Raw genomic sequence first — 2,994 nt, 5'->3', positions numbered from 1 at the left:
GGTTTAATGTAGGCGTGAAATTTATTTCGCGCGAAGGGGTTGTAAGTAACGAGTTACGAGAAGCGAGATGCGAGCTAAACCGAGATGGTTGTTTATTATTGCTGAAAAGGTTTGCTTTTTCGGCGTTAAAACGCCTCCCACATGTGAGGTGTGTGTCACTTGTAGGAGGGGCTTTAGCCGTGAAAGGGTTGTAAGCAGCGAGTTACGAAGTACGAGATGCGAGCTAGTACAGCTATACCGTGAAGGTTGTTTGATATTGCTGAATGGGTTTGCTTTTTCGGCGTTAAAACGCCTCCCACATGTGTGATGTGTATCACTTGTAGGAAGGGCTTTAGCCGTGAAAGGGTTATAAGCAACGAGTTACGAAAAGCGAGATGCGAGCTAAACCTTGAAGGATGTTTAATACCGCTGAAAAGGTTTGCTTTTTCGGCGTTAAAACGCCTCCTACGTGAGAGATGTGTATCTTTTGTAGGCGTGAAATTTATTTCGCGCGAAGATGGCTAACCTCTATCTTTCTAACCTCTAACCTCTAACCTCTATCTTTCTAACCTCTAACCTCTAACCTCTAACCTCTAACCTCCAGTTCATCCCTTATTTATCTCTAAAATCGCTTTAAGGGTATGCTCTTTGGCGAGAATATCGCGGTATAGGGCAAACTGGTTGCGGGCACGTTCTAGGTTATGGTGTGCGTGCTTGGTGGCAAAGTAGTTATCACCATCGATAAAGTCGGTTAAAAAGCGCAGGCCAATCATAAAGGTCATGACTTTTGTACCAAGCCAAAAGCTTTCTTTTTCGGCGTCGGTAATAACCTCTTTTAACGGTTCTACATAACCTTTTACGATAGCGGCGAAGATCTCTTCACGTACGCGCACGTTGTTTAAATTCGTAGAGTCTTCTTGCTCTGGTGAGCAGAATGTACGCACCATGTCACCAAAATCAAACAACCAGTAGCCTGGCATGCAGGTATCTAGGTCGATAACGGCTTTGGCATCATCTGACTGCTTACAAAAAAGCATGTTGTTTATTTTCGTGTCGTTATGGCAAGGTCTAAGTGGAATTTTACCTTCAAGCTCTTTTAGTTCATCGACTAGCGTATATTGGTTTAAGCAAAAATCAATATCGCTTTGGCAAAGCGCCACTCTGCTTGCTGGGTCATGTTCGACGACCTTTTTGAAAGCGTCAAAACGCATCGCTAAATTATGAAAATTAGGAATGACATGATGCAGCTGGTCAGCTTCAAAGTCTTGCAATGCTAAAGCGAATTGTCCAAATGCATTGGCTGCAGTTTGTGCCTGCGAAATAGTTGCAACAACATCTTCGCTGTAACTGCCGCCAATAAATTCGAGTGCACGCCATACACCGTGATCGTACTCAACCAAAAAGTCATTTTTTATTGTGGGTACATGGCGAATAATGTCTAAATCATACTCACCTTTTTGGTGTTTTTCTGTTAAATGCTGTTCAATCAAACGTGCATTTTCGACCAGTTGCTCTGGGTGTGGAAACACATCGGTATTGAGCTTTTGCACAACTAGCGCATGTTCATCCGTTTTTAAAAGCATTGTGGTGTTGATGTGGCCGTTGCCAATTGGTTTTAGACTTACATCCACTTTGTTTAGGCCAAAACATTCAGATAAATGCGCTGCAACTGGGTTAGACTTCATAGGAAATTCACTTTTAATTTGCATTTGAACAGGTGTGCTTGTTGTTAGTTCGTCCGTGATGTAATTCATAAAGCTTTTTTGAAACCTTTTCTAGCTCTGATCTGTAAGTAACACCATACCAAGCAGATTGAGCCTGGTAGACAGCCACTGATTGAAATGTGTTTTTGATTGCTTTTTGGATTTGGTCAGGCAAATAATACTCTTTTGTGACACCGTTGTCATTATCTTCTAGAAACTCAGAAAAACCACTCTCTAAATACTCAAAAATACGTGGTGTAATTCCCCAAAAGCTCATTGAGCCTAGTGCATCATTCGCTATTTCGCATTGTTCACTGTGTGGGTTATTGCCATAAAGCGTGTTGTTCTCACGTTTTATATCTAAATACTCAACCACATCGATAAGATAGCCTTGCTGATCTACCTTACATACCCCTCGGTTAACGCCACCTTGCTTTGAAAGCGTGTCTTTAATTGGGTAGCCAACCATTGCCCACTGCGAATTGTGTTTAAAATGTTCTGCGATAATCTCGAATGATGAAGCACCGTAATAATCATCGGCGGTGATAACTATAGCAGGGTTATGAACAAACGGTTTTGCACATAAAAGTGCGTGGCCTGTACCCCAAGGTTTAGTGCGCGTTGTGGCTAAAGAGCTAAATTTAGCGGGTATCGCTGTGATCTCTTGTTCTACGAGCACAATATCGAGTGATTTAGGTAAGCGAGGTAAAATGGTAGCCTCGAACTCTGCACGTATTTTTTTATTAATCACGATGACAACTTGGCTTACCCCCGCGTTTACTGCATCGGCAATACTGAGTTCCATAATGGTACAACCAAGGCCAGGGATTTCAGCAATTTGCTTATTTCCACCAAAACGGCTACCAAGTCCGCCCGCCAATACGATTAAAGTTAGAGAGTGTTGTGTCATTGCGCATTCAGAGTGAAAAAACAAAGGAAAAGTTTACCAGAAATATTTACGGCGTAGGAAGGGCTTGAACCGTGAATTTATAAGTAACGAGCATCGAAAAGCGAGGTAAATAAGTAACGAGATAAATAAGCCGCGAGTTACGAAGTACGAGGTGCGAGCTAGTACAGCTATACCGTGAAGGGTGTTTAATACCACTGAACAGGTTTGCTTTTTCGGCGTTAAAACGCCTCCCACGTGTGAAGTGTGTATCACTTGTAGGAAGGGCTTTAGCCGTGAATTTTTAAAGAGACGTTGCTGCGCAAACACGCCATGCAAGCATAACGCCTACGGTTTAATGTAGGCGTGAAATTTATTTCGCGCGAAGGGGTTGTAAGTAACGAGTTACGAGAAGCGAGATGCGAG

2 protein-coding genes are annotated in these 2,994 nt (G+C 42.7%); both read right to left on the bottom strand.

The features are described 5' to 3' along the window. Positions 1-584: 584 nt before the first annotated feature. On the bottom strand, positions 585-1,664 hold the full coding sequence (locus JIG41_RS01740; RefSeq protein ID WP_196857801.1) for a phosphotransferase enzyme family protein: 1,080 nt from the start codon (positions 1,662-1,664) through the stop codon (positions 585-587). Positions 1,665-1,677: 13 nt separating this feature from the next. Then, the gene (locus tag JIG41_RS01735; protein WP_199524179.1) at positions 1,678-2,592 is read right to left on the bottom strand and encodes an NTP transferase domain-containing protein; all 915 of its coding nucleotides are present in this window, start codon (positions 2,590-2,592) and stop codon (positions 1,678-1,680) included. Positions 2,593-2,994: the final 402 nt, after the last annotated feature.

The sequence above is a fragment of the Pseudoalteromonas sp. bablab_jr011 genome (genome assembly GCF_016464045.1).
In the GTDB taxonomy this organism is placed as follows: Bacteria; Pseudomonadota; Gammaproteobacteria; order Enterobacterales; family Alteromonadaceae; genus Pseudoalteromonas; species Pseudoalteromonas lipolytica.
The sequence above is the reverse complement of the archived record's forward strand: the minus strand, read 5'-3'. Positions and strand labels throughout refer to the sequence as shown.

Excerpts from the sequence above, each read along its gene's own strand:
- JIG41_RS01735 (WP_199524179.1), bottom strand. The coding sequence starts at position 2,592 with ATGACACAACACTCTCTAACTTTAATCGTATTGGCGGGCGGACTTGGT.
- JIG41_RS01740 (WP_196857801.1), bottom strand. The coding sequence starts at position 1,664 with ATGAAGTCTAACCCAGTTGCAGCGCATTTATCTGAATGTTTTGGCCTA.